The following is a 22444-nucleotide window of genomic DNA, read 5'->3' as shown; positions in this document are numbered from 1 at the left end:
CGCATTACCAGGAAGATGTCGCCCCGCTCTTCAACGCCATCTCCCGCCGACTGTTGGCGCGCATCGCCTTGATCAGCGACACCGAGCCCACCAGCAGGATCGCCGCGCCGAACAGGAAGTCGATGTTGTACAGCTGGAAGTCCTGCACCGGCCCCACCAGCAGCACGCGCACCACGGCAATCGCCACCAGCGTAGCAAGGAAGTCAATCCCCGGTTCGTCGCGATAGAACACGTGCAGCAGCGGCAGGCACAGCACCAGCAGCAACAACAGCACCACAACCTTGAACGAGCCTTTGCGCTCGACGCTGAACGCGCATTCGTGCGGGCCGTAGGCCTTGTAGTCCTCGTCGCGGATCATCGAGTTTTTCTCGTTGATGTACTCGACGCGGTTGTATTTCTGAATCGGGGTGAAGGTATTGGACATATCCATCAGCGTGGTGATGTTCTTGAAGCGCAGGTCGATGCGCTCGCTGCCCTTGAGGTAATACAGCACCGGTTTGTAGCCGTAGCGATAGGTGTCGAACGGAAAGTCGGTGACCTGGCCCTGCACGCCGATTGGCCGTGGCTCAAGCTCGGCGTAGGCGCTTTTGGTCGGTGAGGCGAGGTTGCGGCTCAGCGGCTGGACCTTGACCTGTTCGAGGAAGATCGGCGTGACGCCATACGACCACTGCAACGGTTCGAGGCGCAGACGCAGTTCGTTGCGGCCCAGATCGTAGCGGTTGAAGGTGCGTTCGGAGACCACCAGCGAGCCACTGAGCATGAACTCGCCGCGCAGGTTGTTGGTGACGCGCAGGGTCAGTTGATCCTTGCCCAACAGCGCCGCTTCGGTGGACGGCGGCGCGCCGCACCACGCGGTGCTTTCACCGGCGCCGCCCAACTGGCCGTCGCGGTTTTCCTTGAACACATAGAAGTAACTGGCCCACAGCGTCAGCATCAACAGCAACGCCGTGAGGCCCAAAATCTTTTTGCCCGCACTCACTACCCAGACTCCCTTCTTCGTTCCGTCGTCCAGCCGAAAACCCGCTGGCGACGGCGACTCTACCAAAAGGCCAGCATCGACCCAAGGGAAAATCCGGGAATGGTGCGGGATGTAAGGGTTTCCCCTGTATAGAAGGGGCCGCTAGACAATTGTGGTGAGGGGATTTATCCCCGACCGGCTGCGCAGCGGCCGCAGAACCAGCCAACAGGTTTTAGCTGAAGAAATGCTTCGGCAGATTTTAGGTCTGCTTCGCAGCCCATCGGGGATAAATCCCCTCACCACAAAGTATCTATTAAGCAATGGATATTCAGCGTCTGCGGAACAATGGGCGCGGCTCGATCACCGAGCGGCCGTACAGCACGCTCATGCCGGCCAGTCCTTTCAGGGCATCTTCGGCCGACTTGTCCTCGCGCACTGCGAAGCTGTCGAATCCGCACTGACGCATATGGCTGAGCTGATCACGCAATACATCGCCAATCGCCCGCAACTCACCGCTCCAGCCAAACCGGCTGCGCAGCAGATAGGCCTGACTGTAGGCGCGACCATCGCGAAAGCTCGGGAAATCCAGGGCAATCAGCGGCAGCGAAGCCAGCCACGGCACCACGCTTTCAACGTCGTCGTCCGGCCCCAGCCACACCGCGTGGGTCGATGGCGATTGCAGCCAGTGCGCCAATGGCAGAATCAGCAATCCTTGCGACCTGCCCTGCTCCGGCTCGCGAATCAGCGTCCACGGATCATCCTCGACCTGCCGCGCCACACCCTGCTCCAGCCGCAGCAGATTGTTCATGCCGAGACCTCCAGCATTTTCGGATAGATCCGTTCCTTGAACGGCTCCAGGCCAATACGCGCTACGGTGTCGACAAACAGCTCCTCGCTTTCGCGGTAACGCACGAAGGTGCCGATAATCCGCTCGATCACCTGCGGCACTTCAGCCGCGCTGAAGGACGGACCGATGACTTTGCCCAGTGCGCTGTGTTTGCCCTGCGCGCCGCCGAGGGTGATCTGGTACCACTCGCTGCCGTTCTTATCGACGCCGAGAATGCCGATATTGCCGATGTGGTGATGGCCGCAGGCATTCATGCAACCGGAGATGTTCAGGCTGATGTCGCCCAGATCGTGCAGGTAGTCGAGGTTGTCGAAACGCGCCTGAATCGCCTGGGCAATCGGGATCGACTTGGCGTTGGCCAGCGCACAGAAATCCCCGCCCGGGCAGGCGATGATGTCGGTCAGCAGGCCGACGTTGGCGCTGCCCAGATTGCGCTCGCAGGCCAGCTGCCAGAGTTCGTAGAGGTCAGACTTTTGCACATCGGGCAGGACAATGTTCTGCTCGTGGGCAATGCGAATTTCGCCAAATCCGAAGCGCTCCGCCCAGTCGGCCACCGCCAGCATCTGCAACCCGGTGACATCCCCCGGGGGCGCACTCAGACCGGGTTTGGTCGACAGCACCACGCTGGTGTAACCCGCTTTCTTGTGCGGCTGCACGTTGCGCGCGACCCAGCGGGCGAACGCCGGACTTTCAGCCAGATGCGTGCCGAAGTCCAGATCGGTGTCGGCCAGGGTGTGATAGATCGGCGGCACGAAGGCACTGGCGACCCGCGCGTATTCAGCCTCGGTCAACTGCGCCGGGCCGTCCTTGAGGTGTTGCCATTCTTCCTCGACCTCTTTGGCGAACGCCTCGATGCCCAGCGCCTTGACCAGAATCTTGATCCGCGCCTTGTACTTGTTGTCGCGCCGGCCATGGCGGTTATAGACCCGCAGGATCGCCTCGACGTAGGACAGCAGATGCTGCCACGGCAAACCTTCGCGGATCTGCACACCGAGAATCGGCGTGCGCCCCAACCCGCCACCGACGATCACTCGCAACAGCATTTGCCCGTCGCGCCCCGGATAAAGATACAGGCCGATGTCATGCATCATGATCGCCGCACGGTCCTGCTTAGCCGAGCAGATGGCGATCTTGAACTTGCGTGGCAGAAAGAGGAATTCCGGGTTGATGGTCGACCATTGGCGGAGGATCTCGGCCAGCGGGCGCGGGTCGATCAGCTCGTCCGCCGCGACCCCGGCGAAGGCTTCGGTGGTGATGTTGCGCACGCAGTTGCCGGAGGTCTGGATCGCATGCATGTTGACCTGCGCCAGACGTTCAAGGATGTCCGGCACCTGCGCCAGTTCGATCCAGTTGAATTGCAGGTTCTGCCGCGTGGTGAAGTGGCCGTAACCGCGATCGTAATCGGCGGCGATGCTTGCCAGTGTGCGCATCTGTTCGGCACTCAGGGTGCCGTAGGGGATCGCTACCCGCAGCATGTACGCGTGCTTTTGCAGGTACAGGCCGTTTTGCAGGCGCAGCGGCAAGAACTCCTCATCGCTCAATTCACCGGCCATGAAGCGCTCGACCTGATCGCGAAACTGCGCAACGCGCTCGAACACCAGTGCGCGGTCGTAATCGTCGTATTGATACATGTGCCTGCCCCACCTCATCAATTAGTTCTGTGGGAGCGAGCCTGCTCGCGAATGCGGTGTGTCAGGCAACTGCATTGTTGGCTGACACACCGCATTCGCGAGCAGGCTCGCTCCCACAGTTTTCGTAAAGGCACTATGGACGAGCAGCGCAGCACACAACAGATTCACCTGAAACGATAAAAACCGTATCAGGGCGCGGCAGAACGCCGCAGTCAGCACTCCAATCTGATCCGTACAAATGAAATATTCCTGAGCCTGTTTTGTTTCTGGCGGTATTCCTACAGTGCAGCTCGTGCCAGACCAGGGTGGCCTGGCAAGACTTTGCAACCGTGGAAGAACTGACCATGAGCACAGCAACAATCGGACAGGCTTATAACTACAAGGTCGTCCGCCAATTCGTTATCGCGACGGTGTTCTGGGGTGTCGTCGGCATGGCGATGGGGGTATGGATCGCCTCGCAACTGGTGTGGCCGGAGATGAACCTCGACCTGCCCTGGACCACCTTCGGCCGCTTGCGGCCATTGCACACCAGCCTGGTGATTTTCGGTTTCGCCGGCAGCGCGCAATTCGCCGCCAGTTACTACGCGGTGCAGCGCACCTGCCAGGTGCGGCTGTATTCGGACAAGCTCGCCGCCTTCACGTTCTGGGGCTGGCAATCGGTGATCGTGATCATGCTGATCACCCTGCCAATGGGCTACACCACCACCAAGGAATATGCCGAGATCGAATTCTCCGGCGCGGTGTGGATGGCGGTGGTCTGGGTGGCGTATGCCATCGTGTTTTTCACCACCGTGGTGCAGCGCAAGACCAAACACATCTACGTCGGCAACTGGTTCTTTGGCGCGTTCATTCTGGTGATCGCCATGCTGCACGTAGTCAATCACCTGTCGATTCCGGTGGACTGGTTCAAATCCTATCCGGTGTATTCCGGGGCCACCGATGCCATGGTGCAGTGGTGGTACGGGCATAACGCGGTGGGGTTCTTCCTGACCACGGGCTTTCTCGGAATGATGTATTACTTCGTGCCGAAACAGGTTAATCGCCCGGTGTATTCGTACCGGTTGTCGATCGTGCATTTCTGGGCGCTGATCACCCTGTACATCTGGGCCGGCCCGCACCACTTGCACTACACCGCGCTGCCGGACTGGGCGCAGTCCCTCGGTATGGCAATGTCACTGATCCTGCTGGCGCCGAGCTGGGGCGGGATGATCAACGGCATGATGACCTTGTCGGGCGCCTGGCATAAGTTGCGCACCGATCCGATTTTGCGCTTCCTCGTCCTGTCGCTGGCGTTCTACGGCATGTCGACGTTCGAAGGGCCGATGATGGCGATCAAAACCGTCAACGCCCTCTCCCACTACACCGACTGGACCATCGGCCACGTTCACGCCGGGGCTTTGGGCTGGGTGGCGATGATCACCTTCGGCGCGACGTATCACATGGTGCCGAAAGTCTTTGGCCGCGAGCAGATGTACAGCACGCCGCTGATCAACCTGCACTTCTGGCTGGCGACCATTGGTACGGTGCTGTACATCGCCTCAATGTGGGTCAACGGCATCACCCAGGGCCTGATGTGGCGGGCGATCAACGAGGACGGCACGCTGACCTATTCGTTTGTCGAGGCGCTGCAGGCCAGTCATCCGGGGTTCATCGTGCGCTTTGCTGGCGGGGTGTTCTTCCTCAGCGGCATGCTGCTGATGGCCTACAACGTCTGGCGCACGGTGCGGGTCGCCGACGTGGCGCTGGCGCGCAGTCAGGCGCAGATCGCCTGAGGCAGGGAGCTGAAGAGAATGGATATTTTCTTGAATGTGCTGGGCGTGGTGTTTCTGTGGCTGGCGGTGGAGTACTGCCTGCGCCACCAGACGGCGGAAAGCCTCGACGATGCGAGCATGGTGCCGTTTGCCGATGATCCGGAGGTGGCACGGCGGGTGGAACTGGCCACCGGCAAAACCGTGAAAGCGGTGGCGCCGGAAGAGGCGAAACCGGGCTGGATCAACCTCGACATGTAATCCCCCGCCCCGTGTAGGAGCTGCCGAAGGCTGCGACCTTTTGATCTTGTTTTTAGAAAATCAAAGTCAAAAGATCGCAGCCTTCGGCAGCTCCTACAGTTTTTTTGCGGGTCAGGCGCGGTCGCGGGGAATCAGGCTCTGCAACTGCTGTGCAAGAAAGTCCGCATCAAACACAAAGGTGTCCGGATCCTTCAGGCCATTGGTTTTGCGCCACTGCCACTCGCCGCTCGGTAATCCCACCAGCGAAATGCTGCCGTAGCGCGCCGCGGTCAGGCCCATCACCGCCAGAGAAATCTGCCCGGCGCTGCCCATCACGTCCGGCACGAATTCCACCATTTTGCCGGCAATCACGATGCTCAGTTTCTCGGTGTTGAAGGTCGAGGTTTCCACCGGGGTGCTCGGCCCGAATGCCACGTAAGCTTCGCGGCTCACCTCCAGCAGGCTCGGTGCCTGCACCGGTTCCAGCCATTGCTGGATCTGGCCGAACAGTTCGGTGATGCGGCTGGCCCAAGCCTGCGACTGGGTTTGGAACAGTTGCTTCTTGTGCGCTTCACTCTCGGCATAGTGACGAAGCATTTCGCCCAGTTGTTGTACGTCGTTCATCGGTACGTTCCTCGGAGAGAGCCTGCGAGAGTCGATAGTGACAGATCGGCGTACCGGCGTACGTTTAACCTCGAACGTCGACACCGTGACACTTGGCAAATGGATCAACGGTACAGTTGCTTTGTACTGGCATCCGTCGTGCAACCGATGGACACTCGGCCGGAGCCCGACTTTTCCAATACGGGCCATTGAACGAGGAATTTCAATGCGTACCATCGGCTTGATCGGCGGCATGAGCTGGGAATCCAGCGCTGAATATTATCGACTCATCAATCAACAGGTCCGCGACCGCCTCGGCCCGCTGCGCTCGGCGCAAATCCTGATGTACAGCGTCGACTTCGGCCCGGTCGAGCAGGCCCAGCACGCCGGGCGCTGGGACGATGCGGCGGCGATTCTGGTGGATGCCGCACGCAGGCTGCAGGCCGGCGGCGCCGAATGCGTGGTGCTGTGTACCAACACCATGCACAAGGTCGCGGCGCAGATTCAGGCAGCGATCAGCATTCCGTTCCTGCACATCGCCGAACCGGCAGCACAGGCCGCGCTGAATATTGATGCGCACACGGTGGGCCTGCTCGGCACGGCATTCACCATGGAGCAGGACTTTCTCAAGCAGCGCCTGATTGCGCAGGGTCTGACGGTACTGGTGCCGGACGACGCCGAGCGCAAGGACGTGCACCGGATCATCTACGACGAACTGTGCGTCGGGGTGATCAGTGACGAATCACGCAAAATCTATCAACGAGTGATCGAAACGCTGACCGCGCGCGGTGCCCAGGCGATCATCCTCGGCTGCACGGAAATCGGCTTGCTGGTCAAACCCGAACACAGCGCCCTGCCCCTGCTCGACACCACCGAACTGCATGCGCAGGCGGCGGTGGCGTTCGCGCTGGGTGACTGACCCCACAGGATTTTTTGGCTTATCGACGGCGCAGGCGGGCCATGCTCAGGGTGTCGACCCATCGCCCGTCGCGCACCGCGTAGTCACGGAACAGGCCTTCGTTCTCGAAGCCGAATTTGCGGTACAGACCGATGGCCGCCTCGTTGTCGGCGTACACCGAGAGTTCGACCCGGTGCAGGTTCATCCAGTTGTCGGCGACGTCCAGCGCCGCCGCCAGCAGTGTCGAACCGACCCCTTTGCCTTGCCACGCCACGGCGACCGCCATGCCGACATTGCCGGCGTGGGCGCGGCGGATTCGTGAATAGTTTTCCAGGCCAAGATTGCCAATGACCACACCCTCATGCAGCGCCACCAGTTGCACCACCCGTTCGTTGTCTGGCGCAAGGCGTTTGCGCCAAACCTCAGTGGACTGAAACGGCATCTGCAACACCTGCCGGGTCACGACCGGATCGTTGTACAGCGCGGTGATGCCCTCAAGGTGCGACTCATTGAAGCGTTCGATTTTGATGGCGGGAGCGTGCTCGGGCATGGCGGATCCTTCCTGGATCGATGGGTGGCCGATTACTCTAAACTGCTTGTTCAAACACATACAAACTGTAGGAGCTGCCGCAGGCTGCGATCTTTTGATCTTGTCGTTTAAAAGCAAGATCAAAAGATCGCAGCCTGCGGCAGCTCCTACAGGGAATGGTGTGTCGGGGGATTGGGTCAGGTCTGAAACCATTCCTGGCGTTCGTTGAAGGTGTGGTGGATGAGTTCGACCAGCGTGCGGACTTCTTCTATCGCCTGGGATTCAACGTTGACCGCCAGCCATGCCTGCAACTGCATCGGCTCATCAAACAGCCCCGGCAGCGCGATCAACCCGCGATCGAAGCGGCTCATGTACGCCGGCAGCAGACCGATGCACGCGCTGCAGCGGATCATTTCCAGCATCAGCTCGTAAGACTGCATCTGCACCACACCGGCCAGACGCTGTTCAACCAGCTCATTCCACGGCCGAAAGCTGTCGATCTGCCGGTCGTGCTGCCATTGCACCAGCATGAAATCGCCGAGGTCGTCGGCACTGGCCGGGCGCGCGGTGACGCGGGAATAGCGTTTGGCGATGTGCGGCAGGTAGTCAAGCCGCGCCAGCGCCTGCGGCTGGCTGGTGGCGAAGGTCGGGCCGGGGCTGGGGGTTTCGCCGTGGGCCAGCCATAGCACCACGTCGGCACTGACCGCGCGCAGCGCCAGTTCGCTGTCCAGCGCAATGATCTCCAGACGCACGCTGGCATTGCGCCGCAGCAGTGCGATCAGGTCACGACCAAGGATGTCATGCAGAATCGACTCGGCGACGGCCAAACGCACCAGCGGCTGCTCTACCACCGGCAGTTTGCGTTCGTGGGCCAGCGCAACCAGTTGCGCCTGCAACTGCTGACCTTCACGGGTCAGGCTCAAGGCGCTGCCTTGAAAGCTGAACAGCGCGTGCTGCAGCGTTTGCTCAAGCTGCGCCAATTGTTTGCGCAGCAAGGTCGAGCGCACGTTGAGACTGCGCGCCGCCTGCATGAAGCAACCGCAGCGAGCACTGACCAGAAAATATTGCGCGACCTCGGCATCGATGGTCGCGGCTTGCGCCAGCCACGGCTCGCGCTCGCCCTGCGCCCAGCGATAGTCGGGGCTACCCTGTCGTCCTGCGGGTTCGGTGAATGACATCGATGACTCCCTGTCGATCTTTGTTGTTGATGCTTCCGGCGCGGTATGGAACGTCTGAACCTGTGAAGATCCTGTGGGAGCTGGCTTGCCAGCGATGGGGGACTCACATCCAGCCCCTGTGTTGCCTGACACTCCGCCATCGCTGGCAAGCCAGCTCCCACAGGGTTATTGGTGGGTTTCGAGGACCTTGTTCAGCTCAGCCCCGTCGATACTCAGCGTCGCGGTATTGAGCATCCCGTCCAGATACGCCTGGGCAATCTGCTCCTGCCGTTGCGCCCGCAAGGCCTGAGTCAATTGATCGCGCAGTTCGTCGAGGGTCGCGGTACGCGCCGGTTGCTGTTCGGTGAGTTTGATCACATGGAAGCCAGCCGCGCTTTGCACCGGATCGGACACCGCACCGACCTTCAACTTCGCCACTGCCCCCCGCACCTCCGGCACCAGTTGCTGCAGAGGTTGCAGTCCGGTGTCGCCGCCCCGTTCGGCGGTCAGGCGATCCTGCGAATACTGAGTCGCCAGCGCGGCAAAATCCCCCGGCGTGCTCTGGGCTTTCTTGCTCATCTCGGCCGCCTGTTTGCGCACAGCGTCCAGGCTCTGGGCATCCGGCACCGCGAGGAAAATCTGGCTGACCCGATACAACGGCGGGGTCATCCAGTTGGCTTTGCCGGCGTCGTACGCCTGTTGCAACTCGGCCGTACTCGGGTAGTCCGCCGGCACGCTGCTGACCGAGCGCAAATAATCGCGAAAGACGATCTGCTCGCTGGCCGCGCGGGTTTGTCGCACCACGTCCGGACGCTGCGCCCAGCCCTGAGCGTCGGCCTGCTCCAGCACCGCTTTCTCTGCCAGACGGGTACGAATCCAGCGCTCCAGTGCTTCACGGTTGCCGCGCAGTTGCTCGGCACTTGCCGGTGGCAATGTCGCCAGCAATGCCTGCAACTCCTGTGGCGTCACCTGCTGATTGCCCAACCGCGCCACTGCCGGCCCCGCAGCAACCGCCGCCAAGGGCGACGATTGCTGGGCGGCAACCGGGTCAGTGCCCGGTCGCAGCACCAGTGCCACGGCTACCACCAACAGCGCCACTGCCCCGGCGCCGATCACCATGGCAGGCTTTTTCACAGCGCGACTTCCTCTTGCTCAGTGGTAGCGACTTTGGCTGTCGAGGCTTGCGCGGCCTGGGTGAATTCACGCAGGTAGACGATGAATTCCTGCAGCAAACGATCCCACAATTCCAGATTGCCTCGCAGGTGATCGTTGCTCACGCCCGCCGCAACCACCACGTCCATTTCCATCACCAGAAATTCGCCCTGCAACGACAACCGGGCAAAACGCCGGGTGGCGTTCCACTGCTCGGCCACGCCCTGTGGCAACTCACCTTGCACCCGCAGCGCACAGCTGAAGGTGAAATCGACATAGCGGCCCTGCTCCACCGCCGGGTTGCCGAAACGCACGGCATAACCGATGCCCTGACTGGCGCTGAGCAACTGCACGATGCCGTTCTGTTCGGTCTGGTTGACGCGATAACCGGCCGCTTGCAGGACGTCGGTCAGGGATTGTGGGGACACATGGCTGATCAATTGAGTCATGACTTCTTCCTTGTTTATCAGTGCGAGAGCGCAGCTTGCGGCGCGTCGAATTGAGTCTTGTAAAGCTCGTCACCAAACCCCTGGGCCAGTTCATCGAACTTGACCCGGGCGCTGCCCGCGAAGGGCTGGCGGATCTTCATCACCTCGGCGACATCGATGTTTTCGTAGGCGCTGAGGATCTGTTTGGCGACGCCGTACATCTGCTGATTCTTGACTGAACATTGCTGCACTTGTGTGTCACGTTCAGCCAATTGCGCTTGAAGCTTAGACCGTTCTGCCTCTTTGGCACGGGCCATGACCAGCAACTCGTCGTAGGCCTTCTTGAACTTGCCGACCTGTTCGTTACTGGCGGCGACTTGCGCTTGCGTCTGGCTGTGCAGATTCTGCTGCTGGCCGGCCAACTGTTCGGCCACGCCTCTGGCCTTGGCCAGTTCAGCGGTCAATTGCTTGATCTGCGCCTGCGCGGCCTTGGCCTCATTCTGCGCCGCCAGTTGCGCGGCGCTGGCCTGGGCCTGCTGGCTCTGCAGGGTCTGTAACTGCTGGGTGGTGCTGCGCAACTGGGTGCGCAGACGCTCCTCCATGCCTTCGGCGTGCGCGCCTTGCGCGATGAAAAAACTCAGCCCCAACAGTAAAACTCGTGCGTGCATGACCGTACTCCCGGCGCCTTAGAAGCGCGTGTTGATCTCAAGCTGCAAGACGTCGATGTCGAACGGCGCACCGTACACGGCCTCGGTGCTCATCCAGCGGCCGGTGGCGTAGACGTTCTTCGCCAGACCGTAGTTGCCGCCGAGGATATAGCCCTTGGCGTTGGTGCCGCCGAGGTGGAATGACGAGTCGTTGAAGCCATCAGGCAAGGCGTCCGGCTGGATGTACTTGTAGCCGGCGAACAGGTTCCAGTCGCCCTGCTTCTTCAGGTCCAGCGCGTTGCCGAGGGTGAACTGGACCATCCACGCATTGGCGCCGCTTTGGATCTCGCCGTTGCTGTTGAGGTTGTTGACGATCTGCCCTTCCGACCGTTTGCGCATGTCGCCTTCGTCGTAACCGAGGTTGTGGATGTAGTTGCCCTGGCTGCGCAATTTGAAGTCTTGCGGCAGATCGGCGTCCCATACCAGGTTCAGGTCCAGCAGGTTGAATTCCGACGCAAGACCAACGAATTGCGGCTGCGGCGTGGTGGTCGGGTTGGCCGGGTTCGGCGTGATGTCGCGCAGCAGGAACACGCTGTTGCCCTTCTGCATGAATGCTGCACGGCTGCCGTCGGTGTCGCAGCCCGGAGCGCCGGCCCACGGTGCGCAAGGGCTGGAGCGCTGACCCTGAATGTCGTCGAAACGGTAGTAAGCCAACGCGCCCTTGAGGCGGTTGTTGCTGTTGATTGCCCACTTGGCGCCGAGCTGCGCGCCGTACAGCCACTTGTTGTCGCTTTCTTCCTTGTCGAAGCCATTGCTGGTGCTGGTGTCGTTGGTGTAATCCACCGGGAACGCGCCGACGGTACCGAACACACCCCAGTCACGGTTGAGCTTGTGGTCGAAAATCGCCGCCACGCCGTCGAAGTTGAGGTCGTTGGAGTACAGCATGTCGGTGGACATGAACGGGTTGGCGAAACGCCCGCCGGTCAGGGTCAGCTCATCGGTCGGCTTCCAGTTCAGGTAGCCCTGATCGAGCCAGATGTCTTTCTTGGCGAAACCGCCGCCGAGGTTCTGCGTGGTCGATACCGGGTTGTTGTCCGAGCCGGTGCCGATGCGGATGCCGGCGGTCCATTCTGGCGAGATCACCGCTTTCATCCCTAGCCGCGCGCGCAGCCGGAACAGGTTGGTGCGGTCTTCACGGGTATTGAGCAACGGCGGCAGGTTGGTGCTGCTGTTGGGGTTCACGTCGTACGGGCCGTTGTTGTTGAGTTTGGCGAAGTCGACGATTTCGTTGCTGTTGCTGCCCGAGTAGTAGCGCGATTCGTCACGCAGACGAATGTCGCCGTCGAAGCTGATGCGCGATGCCCAATCCGGGAAGGTGTTGGGTGCGGCCCAGTTTTCCTGCTTGGCGGTGGCCATGACTTCGGCCTTGACCTGATCGCGGATCTGGTCGCGTACCGCGGCCGGCACATACTGCACGCGCACATCGCCCGGTGCCGCCACCGGACCGGCTGCGACCGCTGTCGAAGCCGCTGCCTGCTTGGCCTGGGCGGCTTCATTCTGCGCCTGGGCGATCAGCGCATCGGCCTTGTCCTGTTTCAGAATGCCCTGCTCGACCAGCAAGCGGATCAGATTGATCGTGGCGTTCTCCGAGGGCGCAGGCGCTGCCGCGGCCTGACCGACCAGGGTCGCGATGACCATGCCGACCGCCAGGGACAATCGATTCACGTTGGAAATCATCTGCACACAACTCCTTTTCATACAGCTTTATGAATTCGGTTAACCCGGACGCCGCCCTTGCAGGGACAGGCGCACAGGCAAGGTGATGGAGGCCGGTGGCCGTTCGCTCAGATGGGGCGCATTACGCAATGCGGCCAGCACCTGAGTGTCGATCTCAGGCTTGCCGCTGGACTTGACCAGCTCGACCCGGGTGATTTCGCCGACGCTGCTCAGCCAGACATCGGCCTGCAGCGAAAACGCGAGGTTGCGCAGGTCCGGGTTCTCGCGCAGCAAACGCTGGAAGGTGAACGCCAGGAACTGGCTGTAGGTGCCGGTGCCCAAGCGTCCGCCACCCGCTCCGGCCATGCCGCCGCCCTTGCCGGCGCCGATATTGAAAGCGTCATTGCCGCTCTGGGCGTCGCCGTCGATTTGCATCGGGTTGGCCAGATCGTCCGCCGGTGAAGGCGGCGCCTCCTCCTCGGGCTTGACCTCTTGCGGCTCGGGCGTTGGCTCGGGCTCGACGATTTTTTCTTCCACCGGGGTTTCCGGTTCCGGCGGTTTTTCTGGCGGCGGAGGTGGCGGCAATGGAATGATCGTCGGCACCTTCGGCGCTTCACGGCGGATGCCGCTCATGTCATTGGCCCACTGCCACAGGCACCACGCGGCGAGCGCGCCGAGCAGCAGCCCGGCGCCCCACTTCAGGTAACGCAACGGCGAGCGCTTCACCGGCAGTGGCTCAATCGGAAGTTGTGCGGTCATCACTCAACCCTGCGTCGGTTTGCCGGTCACCAGACCGACCTGAGACAGTTCGAGCCGGCGCAACAGATCCAGCACTTCGATAACCTTCTGGTACTGCACCGTGGCGTCGCCGCGCACGATCACCGGGAAGTCCGGGCTCTGCGCCTTCTCGATACGCAGGCGCTCCTCCAACTCGGCGAGGGTCACCGGGTAGGCGTCGAGGAACACCTGACCGCCGTCGTTGACCGAAATCGCCTTGGTCTTGGCCTCCGACAGCGACACCGAGGCGCTGGCCTTGGGCAGGTTGATCTGGATCCCGGAGACCTGCGCAGTGGCGGTGAGGATGAACATCACCAGCACCACCATCAGCACGTCCACCAGTGGCGTGATGTTGATGCTGTCCACCGCTGCATCTTCGTCATCGTCGTGGGAGGCATTTACAGACGCCATGGCAATGCTCCTCAGGCCGGTACGGAGTGGTTGGCGTGATGGCTGCGCTGATGCGCCGCTTCACTGGACTGACCTTCACCGTGCATCTCCGCCAGACGGGTAATGAACTCGTCGACGAACACGCGCATGTCGGCGCTGACTTCCTTGTTACGGGTGATCAGGCGGTTGTAGCCGAACAGCGCCGGGATCGCGACAAACAGGCCCATGGCGGTGGCGAGCAACGCCGCCGCCATGCCCGGCGCGATGGCATTGATGTTGACGTCGCCGGCCATGGCGGTGCCGAGGAACACCACCATGATCCCCAACACGGTGCCGAGCAGGCCGATGTACGGACCGCCAGCGATGGCGTTGGACAGGGTCGAGAGTTTCGAACTGAGGGCCTGGTTCTCGCGGGTGCGCACGCCGTCCATCGAGCAGCGAATGGCTTCGATGGTCGCGGCAGACACCGAAGAGGTATCGGCGCCCTGCTCGCGGCGAGTACGGATTTCCTTGACCGCCACCGAGTACAGGCGCCACAGCGGCGAGTGCTGCAGACGCTGGGCCAGTTGCGCGTCGTCGGCGAACATCTCCAGACGGGTACCGACCTTGGCGAACTGCTCGCGGAAGTCCTCGTTGGCCTTGCTCACGCGGCTGAGGGTGCGGTTCTTGCGCAGCATGATGATCCACGACTGGAACATCATCAGCACCAGCACGGCGATGATCACCCAGGCGTCCACCGGTACCGCGTTGAGCAGGAATCCGAGGCTGCCGAAGCCGAAACCGGACTGTTCTTCGTCAACGCCGTAGGTCACCAGTTTCGACTCGGCACCTTGCGCGGTGGCATCGGCCAGCAGCAACGGCGCCGGACGCGCGACCTTCGACAGGCGCAGTTCGTCGATAGCTCCTACAAATGGCTGGTACGGGCCAGCGGCCAGATCACCGCCAACCGCCATCACCGAATTGAACGCCGGCATCGCTTGCGCGAGGGTCGCGCCCTCACGACCGTTGATGTACAGGCTGACTTTCGAACCTTCGGCGGTCAGCGCGACATGCTGCCATTGGCCGGGATTCAGCGCCTGAGAGGCCACCGCGCGCTGGCCGTCGATCTCCACGAACGGCACGCCTTGATTGACCCCGACCAGCAGACTGTTGGCGCCTTCGCGACGGGCCAGAATCAGTTGCTCGCCATTGGCCTGATCCAGCCGCAACCAGGCACTGAAGGTGAACGCGCTGCCAGCGCTGTGCTGCAACGACGGACTGGCCGGCAGCAGCAATGGCTGACTGCTGAACTGCAAGGCGCGACCGACCACACCGTCAATCGCCGCGCCAGTGGCGCTTTGTGCAGTGTTGCCGTAGGCGGTGGTGTCTTTGGCCGGGGTGCCGGTGGCACCGTCGAAGTGATACAGCGCGGTGTAATTCGGATCGAAGGTCAACTGGCCGTTGCCGGTGGCCGGAGCCTTCTGGTTGCCGTAGTACATCCAGATGTCCTGACGCTGTCCGCCCTCGACATTCGGCACATCGACCCAGATCAGCGCCATGCCCATCAACGCGTCGAAGCTTTCGATCTGGTGATTGAGCACGGTCTTGTCATCAGCGGCGACAAAGCGCAGATCCGAGCCGTCTTCCTTGACGCCATCGAAGGTGAAATTGCCGGTGTGCAGGCGCACCAGCAGCGCGGTGCGGCCCAGCGCCTGATTGATCCCGGCACCCTGCGGCGTGGTGTCGACGGCAATCTGTTTGCGGTAATGCCAGTCGTCCTGCCACCAGGCCTGCGCCGTGGCCGGGAGCACGAAGCCCAGGCAGATCAACAACGAAAGAATGAGGCGCTGCATGAACGTGCTCCTTTAGAAAGTGGCTTGAAGGTTGAAGTGCAGGCGCGATGCCTGCTTCGAGGTGTTCGGCCCTTCGAGTAGCGGGTAGCCCCAATCGAGGCTGCCGGACAGCCATTTGCTCAGGTTGGCGCGGGTGCCGAGGCCGACACTGGCCAGGGCGTAACTGGCGTCCTGATCCGGCAACTCGTCACGCAGATACAGTTGCGCGCCTTCGGCAAAGGCGTAGAAGCGCCATTCCTGCATCCAGCTGCCGGCGTATTTCGCCAGCGACGGGGTGCGCAGTTCCTGACTGAGCAGCACGCCGTCATCCCCGGTACGTTCCGCCGCCAGATAGCCGCGCACCGAAGTAGCGCCGCCGGCGGAGAATTGTTCGTTGGAGACCAGTGGCCCCGACGCCAATTGGAACGCGCCTTTGCTCGCGCTCTGCCAGTCGTTGTCGAAGGTCCAGGTGAAGGTGCTGTCGCCCTTGACCACCGCGAAACTCGGGTTGGCGCGGTAGCGTTTGTAGTCGAAGTCTTCGTCGGAACTGCCGTAGCCGAAGATGCTGCGGGTGGCCGCGACCAGACTCAGGCCGAGGCCGAGCTGGCTCTTTTCGGTGTAACGGAAGCCGTTGTAGGCGAAGGTGAACGGCGCGTATTTCAGCGGCACCTTGTCGCTCTCGCCGGACAGGGTCAGGCGTTCGTCGAAATCCTTGAAGTCGATACCAGCCGACAGCGAGTTCGACCAGTTGCCACTGGACGGCAACGTGTAGATTGCCGATATGCCGTAGGAGTGACCCTTGCCCAGCACGTTGCTGCCGCCGATGGTGGCGACGTTACTGTCGGACTGATAACCGGAAAACTGCACGCTCCAGCGCTCGGTCAGCGGCGCGGTGTAGGAAGCCGACCAGACCTTGGCATTGTCGGTGTCCTGCGGTGCGGTGAAGTACGTCAGGTTAATGCTGTGGCCGAGTTGCCAGAGGTTGTTGTAGCCGAGGCTGGTGACGGCGCGCAGTTTCTCGGTGTCGGCGCTGTAGTCGTTGTTGAGGCCGACGCTGGCGCTCCACGGGTTCTGGTCTTCGACCTGCAAGTCGACGTCCATGGTCCCGGGGCGCTGGCCTTCGCGCACCAGCGGCATGACCTGGCGCCCCGGGGTTTTATTGAGCTGCGCCAGTTCGCCCTGGACCTTGGCGAAGTCCGGCACCTCGCCTTCTTTCAGCGCCGGCACGTTGTCACGGATGTCCAGCGGCGAATAGTGTTTGGCGCCGACCACGCGCACCCGGCCAACCTTGGTTTCGCTGACTTGCAGATAGACGATGCCGTCGGCCACCGCTTGCTCCGGCAACTCGACGAACACCGATTGGTAGCCGCGCTGCTGATACGCCTTCTGCAAGGCATCGCGGGCGCCCTCGATGTCAGTCATGGCTTTTTGCGGGCCGAGAAACGGGTACACCGCCTCTTCAATCGCCCGTGCGTCGAGCACGGTGTTGCCGCGCACGAAGTATTCGTTGACGTCCACCAGACGCTGCGGCGCGGCATTTTCCGCAGCCGCTTCGGCGAATGCCGGTTGCGCGCCGGCCGTCACCAGCAGCCAGCCCCACAGCGCCAGCCGTGACGTGAAAATCTGATCCACACTACCCCCTGAATCCGCGATGACCTGTGGGCGCTGTCGCGCGCCTTGTGAGTTGCGTCAGTTGCTGGCTGTCGAGGCACCGCTGTGCTTGCCGAGCCAGGTGTGCAGCAGCGCGAAGTTCAAGGAGAACTCAGGCATTTGCAGCAAGGCACCGCAGAACACTTCGCCAATGATTTTTTGAATGAGCAGCACCGCACGTGGCTCGTTGAGCAGCGTGGCGATGTCGCGACTGAGGACGTTGAAACTCCAGACTTTCTGGTTCAGGCCAAGACCGACGAACCAACGGAACAGCAAGTTGTAATTGAGCTGCTCATACAGCTGCTGTTCGCTGGGCACTGAATACAGCAGTTGCAGGAGCAGGATGTGCATGACGGTTTGCGCGGGGATGAGCATGCCGGGCTCGGCATTGAGTTCGTGCAGCAGGCCTTGGTGAGCGTCGAGCAAGTCGTCGATTTGCGGGCGCAGCAACACCAGCGAATGGCCGGGCGGAATGTAGCTGGAGACCTCTTTCAAGGCGCCCTGCCAGTCATCCTGCGACACGATCCAGACCCACGGCGCGCCGTAGCGATACACCGACACCGGTTTCTTGCGCGCCGCTTCGACGATCTTCGACAGGCGCTGATCGAGCTCCTGCATGCCCACTTTCGAGTAGCGTTCCATAGTCCCCATTGCCTCACTCCCGGCGTCCCGCCTCGGCTTGTGAAAAGCGCCCTGTTAGGCCCCTCAAGCGCGTTACATAGGCATGACCGGACTGGCTATGTGCTACCGAACTTTTGTCATAAAAGCTTCATTATTGGAGTTTGGCTGGCGGGAGGATTCAGGTGTAAGTAGATCAAAATGCTGGAGCGAGCCTGCTCAGGAAGCGGTCTGCATCGGCTGACACACACCGTAATGTTGAGCATTTGGTTTAAGAATATTGCCATTTAAAACGGTGCCATCTAAATGATAACCAACCGAGATGACACCGATAACTTTCACGGCCTGAGTTTTTTTCATATTACCGAAGTCAGTAACTTTCAATGACAGCGCTATATTGCCTTCAAATTAAAATTTCCGGAAATTGTGAAAACATCTGGACCGGGTATGGGGCGCGGACTTCCTTCTAAACGCCCTACCATGGTAAAATCTCCCGATGCTCGGCGAGGGGAATCCTGATAGCTTTTTACTGTGACAGTTCCACTCTCGGCAATAAATACATAATCGTGCCATTCAGAATAGTCCGCATACAGGACACGCTTCAGTTGTTTGATGTCGTATACTGCGGGAGCAAGTTTATCAGGGAATTCGATAAAAAAGACCTTTGTAGGCGGCATACTTCCCGGAGGATCGTCCGTGACTCCGATTTCGAAACCCTTTTCCTTTTCTCGAAGATAGAGATCACGTTGATTGATCTGCCCGTGTCCATCCACATTTACTACAAACTCACCCGCTGCATCTGATTTCGCTTCAATGCGCTCTTTATAATCGCTTTTCATAGCTATTTACCTTTTTTGATAAATTATTCAACGGCACAACTTTTTAAAATCATGCGGTCGAGGTTATTTATCACAGAGGGTAAAATTTTCTTCAACTGTCAAATCTGACAGTTGACAAGGAAAATATTTTAAATGTGAAAATAGAGATCGCAAGCAACATGAAAGATCAAATCATCCATGCACAGTGACTACATCTGTCCCCAGCCCGATTTTATCTGCTTCATACCAAAATTAAACGTTCCAACCGTTTTTTGACGACAGGACAATAAATATGTCTGCGCCATCCCAGTCACACTTGTCTTTATACAAATAGTCCGGAGAGTTATCCGAGCTTCCAGCAGTGAAAGCCACCGCAGAAAAATGCTGACTACGATCAGAAAACCTCAAATAAAAACTTTCAGTCTTCCAATCAATATCAATAATCGCGCAAGCCATTAAATCACCTGCAATTATCGAAATCGACGTCAGGAATAAACAGGCCAATTGGTGATGACCTTGCCCTTACGCACCGCCAATAAATCACCAAACTGCAATAACACCGCTTCAGTCTGGGTCGGACGCAGGAACACTTGATCTTCGACGGTCAGGCCGACCGCGTCAGAACCGTTGACCATTTCCTGATTCGAACTGCGGCCATACACGCCGTTGCTCTGTAGTCCGGTCGGTGATTCGAACTCGGCCATCCAGTTGCCGCCGTAAATGAAAAAGGTCTGGCGCTGATTGATATCCCACCACGACAGCAGCTTCGACTGGTCATCCAGCGCCGGGATGTTCACCGTGCCGGTGTTCTTCAACACTGGCGTGGCGATGTAGGTCGCCGGCACATGGTCAACCAGCGACGGCAGGTCGTAATGTGTCGGTTTGAGCATCGCCGTACCCACCGACACCTCGGTGCTCAGTGTCTCGTTTTCGTGAATGCGGTAACTCGGGCTGCCGGCGGTGTTCAGGCACAAGTGGTCATTCCATAACGCCGGAAACTGCTGGCGAGTGAAATCGACGTTGCGCTGATAAATCAGCATGACCTTGGCGAACAGTTCCTCGGGCGAACCGAGAATCCCCGGCACGCCCATGCCCACGAACGGGTCGTAGCCCATGAACCCGGCGAACTGCAGATGCTGTGGATTGGCGCTGATCAGCGTGAGCATCTGCCCCAACACATTCACATCACTGACCCCGCCGCGATGCAGGCCGACATCCAGTTCGATGTTGATGCGCATCCGTGTGCCGAGTCCCTGCGCCAGCGCCAGGTATTGCTGCAGACGTTCGGGATTGTCGATCAGCCATTGCAGTTGCCTGGAAGGATCGAACGAGCCTTTGTGAGTCTGATAAAACAGCTCGGCCGAACGCACCGGCAGCGGCTTGCCGAGCAGGATGTCGGACTGGGGAAACGTGACAGCGTCGTGATTGAGGAACGGCTGGTGAAACGACATGAGCTTTTGCGTCCCGGCCCGTTGCGCGATGTAGCTCAACAGCCCCGGTGACGGCAGGGATTTCTCCACCAATCGCAATTGCTTGCCGCCGCGTCGCACCGACTGCATGACCACGTCGATGTTGTGGTCGAGCCGATCCAGATCGATCAAAAGCACCGGACGCATTGGGCCGTGGTCTTTCAACTCTTTATTCAGGGCGCGGAAATACTCGCTGTACGGGCCGCCGTGATCGCCCGGTCGCAACCAGGCACCGACTCCCAGCAAAAAGGCGCCAACGCCCACGGTGCCCAGCATGAAATTGCGTCGATTGACCGCCATCAGTTCACCCCCAGAATTGACGACAGATGCGCGTTGAGAAAACGTCCGCGCGGGTCCAGTGCCTGGCGTACGTCGACAAACTCGCGCCAGCGCGGGTAAAGCGGTTGCAGGGTGCGCGCATTGAGCGTGTGCAATTTGCCCCAGTGCGGGCGACCGTTGTACTTCCAGAAAATCGGTTCGACCGCGGCGAAGAAGTTGTGATGGTCCATCTGATAATGCTGGTGCACCGAGATCGAACAGCTGTCGCGGCCCTCGAACATGCTCAGTGGAATGTCGTCGGCCTTGACGTAGCGGTACTCGATGGGAAACCAGGTGCGCAGGTCCTTGTCCTGAATCAGCTTGAGGATTTCGCGCAGGCAGGCCGGGCCGTATTCGGCGGGCACCGAGTACTCCATCTCGTTGAAGCGCACGGTGCGCACGTTGGCGTAAATGTCGAACGAGTCACCGACCCGATCATCGAAACTCGCCAGATGCCGCAAGCTGTTGAGCAACGAGGTGCGCAGGCCGGGGAAGTCACTGCCGTACTTGTCGATCTTCTCGATCAGGGTCACGAACTCGTTGCCACCCTCCTCCTCGGGCGGGATCGGCGGCGTGGCCGGGTCGCCGGTTTCGTTGAGGGCGATGGACAAGGCGTAGTCGGAGTGGGTAACGACGAGCATTTCCCAGTGCTGGTTTTCGCGGGTGTTCTTGTCCAGATCTTCAAGCAGTTCTTCGGTCCTGGCGATCCACTGAGTTTCCCGCAGGCGATACGCCGGACGGTTTTGCAAGCGGATTTTAGTGGCAACACCCAACGCGCCGAGGGATACCCGGGCAGCCTTGAATACGTCCGGATGACGCTGGCTGTCGCAGTCCAATACTTCGCCGCTGGCGGTCACCAGCTGCATCCCGCAGACGTGCGCCGAGTAAGACTGAAAGGTTTTGCCGGTGCCGTGAGTCGAGGTGGAAATGGCGCCGGCGAGGGTCTGGTAATCGATGTCGGCCATGTTTTGCAGGGCTTGGCCGATGTCTTTGAGCGGCTTGCCCATACGCGACATCGGCGTGCCGGCGGCGAATTCGGCTTGCAGGGTGTTCGGGTCGTGATCGAGCAGACCGTTGAAGTAGCTCAGCGACAGCAACGTGCCGTCGGTGGGCACCAGCGCACTGAAGGAATGCGCCGAACCGACGGGACGAATCTTGCCCGGTGCCTGTTGGATAACTGCGGTCAATTCGTCCAGATTCTTTGGTGCTATCCGCGCCGCCGGCAGGCAACTCTGCCCGCCCGACCAGTTGCGCCAGGGAATCAGCCGTGGCGCGCGCATCAACTGGCCCAGCGCCGGATTGGAAGCCAGCGCACTGAAGGCGCCGACGATACTTGCCCGTTGCAACAACTGACGGCGTGTCAGATCCATGCTCATGCGCGCGCCCTTATTGTGGGAGGGGCTGGTCGGCCATGAAGCCGATCAGCTGCAGGAATTGTTCTTCCGAACACTCGACGCACTGGCCCATCGGCGGCATGCCGTTGTAACCGTTGATGGCGTGATCAAGCAGGGTGTCGGCGCCCTGTCGCAGGCGCGGTTCCCAAGCCTTGCGGTCGCCGGTCAGCGGCGCGTTGGCGGCCGGATTGGCGTGGCACAGCTGGCAGCTGTTGGCGTAGATCTGCGCCAGTGCCGGGTCGGAGGGCGTGGCGTTATGAGTGGTCGCCGGCGGTGCAGCTTTTTCGCCGCAGCCGCACAGGGCGACAGACAGCGCCAGCAATAAAGTGAGTGGGATTACCCGCATAACGATCCTCGCCTGGGTAGCGCTTTTTGTTGTGATCACACCTTAAGGCAGGCACGGCAGCGGGTTGAGGGCATTGCGGGACAACGAGGGGGCCATCCGGGGCCACACCGATGCCCTCTGTAGGAGCTGCCGCAGGCTGCGATCTTTTGATCTTGACCTTCAAAAGCAAAGTCAAAAGATCGCAGCCTGCGGCAGCTCCTACAGAGATTGGGGTGAGCATCCCGCTCTGTTCCGCCTCTCTGCGTGACATTCGCGCGACATTCACGGGTTTAAATTCCCGCGTATTCAGGCGTATAACC

23 protein-coding genes are annotated in these 22444 nt (G+C 60.4%); 3 read left to right on the top strand and 20 right to left on the bottom strand.

What is annotated here, in order from left to right:
- Positions 1-4: 4 nt before the first annotated feature.
- From KVQ82_RS13990 to KVQ82_RS13980, 3 genes are all read right to left on the bottom strand, one after another.
- Positions 5-979 (bottom strand): hypothetical protein, encoded by a 975-nt coding sequence (locus KVQ82_RS13990; protein WP_003224487.1) that lies wholly within the window; start codon positions 977-979, stop codon positions 5-7.
- A 307-nt stretch (positions 980-1286) separates the two neighbouring features.
- Positions 1287-1766 (bottom strand): DUF934 domain-containing protein, encoded by a 480-nt coding sequence (locus KVQ82_RS13985; protein WP_222019190.1) that lies wholly within the window; start codon positions 1764-1766, stop codon positions 1287-1289.
- Positions 1763-3436: a nitrite/sulfite reductase gene (locus KVQ82_RS13980; protein ID WP_222019189.1), complete on the bottom strand. Its 1674-nt coding sequence runs from the start codon at positions 3434-3436 to the stop codon at positions 1763-1765. The genes KVQ82_RS13985 and KVQ82_RS13980 overlap by 4 nt, the downstream gene beginning before the upstream one ends.
- A 344-nt stretch (positions 3437-3780) precedes the next feature.
- Here KVQ82_RS13980 and ccoN point away from each other — a divergent pair, with 344 nt between their 5' ends.
- Together ccoN and KVQ82_RS13970 are read left to right on the top strand one after the other, a co-directional pair.
- Complete coding sequence (gene ccoN / locus KVQ82_RS13975) at positions 3781-5208, top strand: cytochrome-c oxidase, cbb3-type subunit I (protein WP_222019188.1); 1428 nt, start codon at positions 3781-3783, stop codon at positions 5206-5208.
- Between the two features lie 18 nt (positions 5209-5226).
- Positions 5227-5445, top strand: a complete 219-nt coding sequence (locus tag KVQ82_RS13970; protein WP_108182584.1) for a CcoQ/FixQ family Cbb3-type cytochrome c oxidase assembly chaperone — start codon at positions 5227-5229, stop codon at positions 5443-5445.
- A 111-nt stretch (positions 5446-5556) separates the two neighbouring features.
- Here KVQ82_RS13970 and KVQ82_RS13965 read toward each other — a convergent pair whose 3' ends face one another.
- Complete coding sequence (locus KVQ82_RS13965) at positions 5557-6048, bottom strand: hypothetical protein (protein ID WP_222019187.1); 492 nt, start codon at positions 6046-6048, stop codon at positions 5557-5559.
- Between the two features lie 205 nt (positions 6049-6253).
- Between KVQ82_RS13965 and KVQ82_RS13960 the strand changes: the two genes are divergently transcribed.
- Positions 6254-6946 (top strand): aspartate/glutamate racemase family protein, encoded by a 693-nt coding sequence (locus tag KVQ82_RS13960; protein WP_222019186.1) that lies wholly within the window; start codon positions 6254-6256, stop codon positions 6944-6946.
- Positions 6947-6965: 19 nt separating this feature from the next.
- Here KVQ82_RS13960 and KVQ82_RS13955 read toward each other — a convergent pair whose 3' ends face one another.
- The 16 genes from KVQ82_RS13955 to KVQ82_RS13880 form a co-directional block, all read right to left on the bottom strand.
- Positions 6966-7475, bottom strand: coding sequence for a GNAT family N-acetyltransferase (locus KVQ82_RS13955; RefSeq protein WP_222019185.1), 510 nt, complete (start codon positions 7473-7475; stop codon positions 6966-6968).
- 176 nt (positions 7476-7651) lie between these two features.
- Positions 7652-8632, bottom strand: coding sequence for a LysR family transcriptional regulator (locus KVQ82_RS13950; protein ID WP_222019184.1), 981 nt, complete (start codon positions 8630-8632; stop codon positions 7652-7654).
- A 165-nt stretch (positions 8633-8797) separates the two neighbouring features.
- Positions 8798-9745: a peptidylprolyl isomerase gene (locus KVQ82_RS13945; RefSeq protein ID WP_222019183.1), complete on the bottom strand. Its 948-nt coding sequence runs from the start codon at positions 9743-9745 to the stop codon at positions 8798-8800.
- Positions 9742-10212, bottom strand: a complete 471-nt coding sequence (locus tag KVQ82_RS13940; protein WP_222019182.1) for a YbjN domain-containing protein — start codon at positions 10210-10212, stop codon at positions 9742-9744. Before KVQ82_RS13940 ends, KVQ82_RS13945 begins: the two co-directional genes overlap by 4 nt.
- Before the next feature lie 17 nt (positions 10213-10229).
- Positions 10230-10859 (bottom strand): DNA repair protein, encoded by a 630-nt coding sequence (locus tag KVQ82_RS13935; protein WP_222019181.1) that lies wholly within the window; start codon positions 10857-10859, stop codon positions 10230-10232.
- 18 nt (positions 10860-10877) lie between these two features.
- Complete coding sequence (locus KVQ82_RS13930; protein ID WP_222019180.1) at positions 10878-12575, bottom strand: putative porin; 1698 nt, start codon at positions 12573-12575, stop codon at positions 10878-10880.
- 39 nt (positions 12576-12614) lie between these two features.
- Positions 12615-13313: an energy transducer TonB gene (locus tag KVQ82_RS13925; RefSeq protein WP_222019179.1), complete on the bottom strand. Its 699-nt coding sequence runs from the start codon at positions 13311-13313 to the stop codon at positions 12615-12617.
- Between the two features lie 3 nt (positions 13314-13316).
- Complete coding sequence (locus KVQ82_RS13920) at positions 13317-13742, bottom strand: biopolymer transporter ExbD (protein WP_003224462.1); 426 nt, start codon at positions 13740-13742, stop codon at positions 13317-13319.
- 11 nt (positions 13743-13753) lie between these two features.
- Positions 13754-15553 (bottom strand): DUF2341 domain-containing protein, encoded by a 1800-nt coding sequence (locus KVQ82_RS13915; RefSeq protein WP_222019178.1) that lies wholly within the window; start codon positions 15551-15553, stop codon positions 13754-13756.
- A 12-nt stretch (positions 15554-15565) separates the two neighbouring features.
- Positions 15566-17164 (bottom strand): ShlB/FhaC/HecB family hemolysin secretion/activation protein, encoded by a 1599-nt coding sequence (locus KVQ82_RS13910; protein WP_222019177.1) that lies wholly within the window; start codon positions 17162-17164, stop codon positions 15566-15568.
- Between the two features lie 57 nt (positions 17165-17221).
- Complete coding sequence (locus tag KVQ82_RS13905) at positions 17222-17833, bottom strand: transposase (RefSeq protein WP_086791026.1); 612 nt, start codon at positions 17831-17833, stop codon at positions 17222-17224.
- 186 nt (positions 17834-18019) lie between these two features.
- Positions 18020-18184, bottom strand: a complete 165-nt coding sequence (locus KVQ82_RS13900; protein WP_222019176.1) for a hypothetical protein — start codon at positions 18182-18184, stop codon at positions 18020-18022.
- Between the two features lie 8 nt (positions 18185-18192).
- Complete coding sequence (locus KVQ82_RS13895; RefSeq protein ID WP_222019175.1) at positions 18193-18639, bottom strand: hypothetical protein; 447 nt, start codon at positions 18637-18639, stop codon at positions 18193-18195.
- 464 nt (positions 18640-19103) lie between these two features.
- Positions 19104-20312, bottom strand: coding sequence for a DSD1 family PLP-dependent enzyme (locus tag KVQ82_RS13890; protein ID WP_222019392.1), 1209 nt, complete (start codon positions 20310-20312; stop codon positions 19104-19106).
- 74 nt (positions 20313-20386) lie between these two features.
- A complete protein-coding gene (locus KVQ82_RS13885) occupies positions 20387-21715 on the bottom strand; it encodes a D-arabinono-1,4-lactone oxidase (protein WP_222019391.1) in 1329 nt (442 codons plus the stop codon).
- Positions 21716-21791: 76 nt separating this feature from the next.
- Entirely contained in the window at positions 21792-22145 is a 354-nt protein-coding gene (locus KVQ82_RS13880; protein WP_222019174.1) for a cytochrome c5 family protein, read from the bottom strand.
- Positions 22146-22444 lie beyond the last annotated feature (299 nt).

It is taken from the genome of Pseudomonas sp. AO-1, from assembly GCF_019775695.1.
In the GTDB taxonomy this organism is placed as follows: domain Bacteria; phylum Pseudomonadota; class Gammaproteobacteria; order Pseudomonadales; family Pseudomonadaceae; genus Aquipseudomonas; species Aquipseudomonas parakoreensis.
Note: the sequence above shows the minus strand (reverse complement) of the source record. Positions and strands in the feature narration are given on the sequence as shown.

Excerpts from the sequence above, each read along its gene's own strand:
- KVQ82_RS13985 (WP_222019190.1), bottom strand. The coding sequence starts at position 1,766 with ATGAACAATCTGCTGCGGCTGGAGCAGGGTGTGGCGCGGCAGGTCGAG.
- KVQ82_RS13980 (WP_222019189.1), bottom strand. The coding sequence starts at position 3,436 with ATGTATCAATACGACGATTACGACCGCGCACTGGTGTTCGAGCGCGTT.
- ccoN (WP_222019188.1), top strand. The coding sequence starts at position 3,781 with ATGAGCACAGCAACAATCGGACAGGCTTATAACTACAAGGTCGTCCGC.
- KVQ82_RS13970 (WP_108182584.1), top strand. The coding sequence starts at position 5,227 with ATGGATATTTTCTTGAATGTGCTGGGCGTGGTGTTTCTGTGGCTGGCG.
- KVQ82_RS13965 (WP_222019187.1), bottom strand. The coding sequence starts at position 6,048 with ATGAACGACGTACAACAACTGGGCGAAATGCTTCGTCACTATGCCGAG.
- KVQ82_RS13960 (WP_222019186.1), top strand. The coding sequence starts at position 6,254 with ATGCGTACCATCGGCTTGATCGGCGGCATGAGCTGGGAATCCAGCGCT.
- KVQ82_RS13955 (WP_222019185.1), bottom strand. The coding sequence starts at position 7,475 with ATGCCCGAGCACGCTCCCGCCATCAAAATCGAACGCTTCAATGAGTCG.
- KVQ82_RS13950 (WP_222019184.1), bottom strand. The coding sequence starts at position 8,632 with ATGTCATTCACCGAACCCGCAGGACGACAGGGTAGCCCCGACTATCGC.
- KVQ82_RS13940 (WP_222019182.1), bottom strand. The coding sequence starts at position 10,212 with ATGACTCAATTGATCAGCCATGTGTCCCCACAATCCCTGACCGACGTC.
- KVQ82_RS13935 (WP_222019181.1), bottom strand. The coding sequence starts at position 10,859 with ATGCACGCACGAGTTTTACTGTTGGGGCTGAGTTTTTTCATCGCGCAA.
- KVQ82_RS13930 (WP_222019180.1), bottom strand. The coding sequence starts at position 12,575 with ATGATTTCCAACGTGAATCGATTGTCCCTGGCGGTCGGCATGGTCATC.
- KVQ82_RS13925 (WP_222019179.1), bottom strand. The coding sequence starts at position 13,313 with ATGACCGCACAACTTCCGATTGAGCCACTGCCGGTGAAGCGCTCGCCG.
- KVQ82_RS13920 (WP_003224462.1), bottom strand. The coding sequence starts at position 13,742 with ATGGCGTCTGTAAATGCCTCCCACGACGATGACGAAGATGCAGCGGTG.
- KVQ82_RS13915 (WP_222019178.1), bottom strand. The coding sequence starts at position 15,553 with ATGCAGCGCCTCATTCTTTCGTTGTTGATCTGCCTGGGCTTCGTGCTC.
- KVQ82_RS13905 (WP_086791026.1), bottom strand. The coding sequence starts at position 17,833 with ATGGGGACTATGGAACGCTACTCGAAAGTGGGCATGCAGGAGCTCGAT.
- KVQ82_RS13895 (WP_222019175.1), bottom strand. The coding sequence starts at position 18,639 with ATGAAAAGCGATTATAAAGAGCGCATTGAAGCGAAATCAGATGCAGCG.
- KVQ82_RS13880 (WP_222019174.1), bottom strand. The coding sequence starts at position 22,145 with ATGCGGGTAATCCCACTCACTTTATTGCTGGCGCTGTCTGTCGCCCTG.